Origin of the sequence: Rubrivirga sp., from assembly GCF_049648075.1 — a bacterium.
GTDB lineage: Bacteria > Bacteroidota > Rhodothermia > Rhodothermales > Rubricoccaceae > Rubrivirga.
In genome coordinates, this window is record NZ_JBARYR010000662.1 from 1 (window position 1) to 2997 (window position 2997).

Consider the following 2997-nt stretch of genomic DNA (forward strand, 5'->3'; position numbering starts at 1 on the left):
CACCACGCCGACGGTCCAGCTCGCCGGCACGGCGCAGGACGTGGACCTGGGCGTGCTGCTGCCGGGCTCGGGACGGACGGACGAGTTCGCGGGCGAGTTCGCGCTGATCGGGCGCGGATCGTCCCTCGACACCTTCGAGGGCGAGGTGGCGCTCGACCTGACGCGGGCCGAGATCGGACTGCCGAACCACCGCCTGCGCCTGGCCTCGACCCAGATCGACGCCGACGTCTTCCAGGGCACCATCGGCTTCGACGCCGACGTAGCCCTCGCCGACGGGCAAGGCCGCGCCCAGGGGACGGGCACGCTCGAGCTCGGCCAGCCGCTCCGCTACGCCGTCGAGGACGGACAGGCGACGAACCTTAACCTGGCCGCGATCACGGGCAACCCGAGTCAGGACAGCGATCTCACGGGCTCCTTCACGTTGTCCGGCGAGGGCGCCAACATCCGCCAAGCGCCCATCGACCTGACGGCCGATCTCGGTCCGTCCCGCTACGGCGCGTTCGACCTGGCCGGCGGCGTCCTCGAGGTCGAGCTGCGTGAGGGGACGGCCAACATCGACGCGAACCTGGACTTCGGAGCGGGCGGGCAGCTGACGGCCGTCGGCACGGCCGAGCCGTTCGTGCAGCCGCTGGCGTACGACCTGTCGGGGACGATGCAGAACCTGGACCTGGCCGTCGTCCAGAAGAACCCGGACCGGGCCAGCGACCTGACGGGCACCTACACGGCGAGTGGCGCCGGACTCGACCCGGCCACCCTCGCCCTCGACGCGTCGGTCCAGATCACCGAACCGTCGTCGTACGGCGCGCGCCTGATCGACAGCGCCGACCTCGACGTCACGCTCGACCAAGGCTTCCTGACCGTCGACGGCGTCGCGGCGACGCCCGAGGGCGAGTTCGACCTGGCCCTGTCCGGGTCGCCATTCGGCCCAGGCGGGCCGGCGTTCGCGTTCGAGCAGACGTGCTTCCGCGGCCTGGACGCGAGCGACTTTGCCGAGGCCGCTCCTCGGACGCGTCTCAACGGTTGCTTCAGCGGCTCGCTCAGCGGGCTCGCGGACCTGCCCACCGCCGACGCAGACGGCATCGTTACGCTCCAGCCCTCCATCATCGGCGACGCCGAGATCGACGACGGGCGCCTGGTCTTCGCCCTCGAGGACGGCGCGCTGGCCGGCACGCTCGACCTCGAGGTCCTGTCTCCGAGGGCCGACGCGGGCGTCGAGGCCGGCGGCCGGATCGTGGCCGCGTTTGAGGGACGCCCCTTCCAAGACGAGATCAGCTACGCCGTCCGAGGACGAACGGAAGGCTTGGACGCCGCGGCGTTGCTGGACCTGCCGCCCGAGCAGCCGCTCCGCTTTACGACCACGTTCGACCTCAGCGGGCGAGGCACGGACCCCGAAACGCTCGTCCTCGAGGGCTCGCTCGAGACCACGTCCTCGACGGTTGGCCCGGTCGCACTCGAGGCGCTCACGGCCGAGTTCGCGATGGCCGACGGCGTCGTCCGCGTCGACACGCTGGCTCTCGAGAGCGACCTGTTGGTCGCACGCGGCGGCGGCACGTTAGCGCTGTTCAACGACACCGCCGCGTCGAGCTTCACCCTCGAGGGCGGGATCGAAAGTCTCGCCCCGTTCGCAGCCCAGACCGAGCGGACCTTGGGCCTCGAGCGAGGCACGTTCGCGCTCCAGGCCAGCGCCCGGCCCGGCGACCCGCTGCGGATCCTGGGCACCGCCGAGGCCCGCCAGGTCGTCGTCGATGACTATGCCGTGACCGGGCTCGACGCGTCGATGAACGTGACGTGGGACCGCGCCGACGCCGACTCGCTCGGCCTCGAGGCGTTCCAGGGCCAGGTCCGCACTTCGTTCGCCGTCCTGTCCGGCCCGACGTTCCGCGTCCAGGAGGGCCAGGCGACGCTGCAAGCCGAGGACGGCGACGTCGTCGTCGACGGGTCAGTCCTGGTGGACGACCGACGCGACCTCGACGTGTTCGCCCGCGTCGACCTCGAGACGAACGGGATCACGCTCGAGCGCGGTCGGTTCCGGCTCGACGACACGACGTGGCAGCTGTTGCAGCCGGCCGGGATCGCGTTCGACGGCACTCAGATCGACATCCGCGGCCTGCTCGCCGCGTCGGCGTCGGGCGGCCAGCAGGTCGCGGCAGACGGGACCATCGACCTCGAGGGCGAGCAGAACCTGATCGTCACCGTCGAGGGCCTGGCCATCGGCGCGCTGACCGACTTCGTCAACCTGGACGCCCTAGGCGGCGACCTGTCCGCCACGATCGTGCTCAGCGGACCGGCAGCGGCTCCCGTCCTCGAAGGCGACATGCGGCTCGACGAGTTGACCTCGAACGGGCGCGTCGTCGGCGCCCTCCAAGCCGACGTCGACTACGCCGATGGGACCCTGGCGCTCGACACCCGGCTGACGCACGTCGAGGGCGAGGACTTGACGGTCGTCGGCACGATCCCGGTTCAGTTCGCGCTCGCGGACTCCGGCGTCCAGACCGAGGAGTCCGGCGACCGCAACGCCGTCGTCTCGCTCCGCGCCCGCTCCGACGCGTTCCCCATCGCGTGGGCGCAGCCGTTCCTGGCCGAGCGCGGCTACACGGACATCGGTGGCACGTTGCGCCTGGACCTGACCATCGAGGGCACGCAGGGCACGCCGCGCCTGGACGGCGTCGCGACGCTGAGCGACGGCCGCTTGGGCGTCGTCGCGACCGGCCGCACCTACCAACCCGTCGAGGCCGACTTGACGTTCCAGAACGACCGGATCGTCCTCGATGACGTCCGCGTCCTCGAGGGCGGGCGCGTGGCCCTCGACGTGGGCGGCTCGATCACGCTGCGCGAGCTGTCCGTCGGCGAGCTCGACCTGACGATCACGCCGTCCAACTTCGTCGCGATGGACACCCGGACCTACGACGGGCTGACGCTCGACCGCGGGAGCCAGCCGTTGCGGCTGACCGGCACCCTCGACCGGCCCGTGCTGCGCGGCTCCGTCGTGCTGGCCCA

The 2997-nt window shown here is 71.7% G+C and carries 1 protein-coding gene; it reads left to right on the forward strand.

The genetic code is table 11. The annotated features are described in order from the left end of the window. Positions 1-2997, forward strand: a 2997-nt coding sequence (locus WBA11_RS17820) for a hypothetical protein (RefSeq protein ID WP_424521985.1), incomplete at both ends; no start/stop codon positions are given.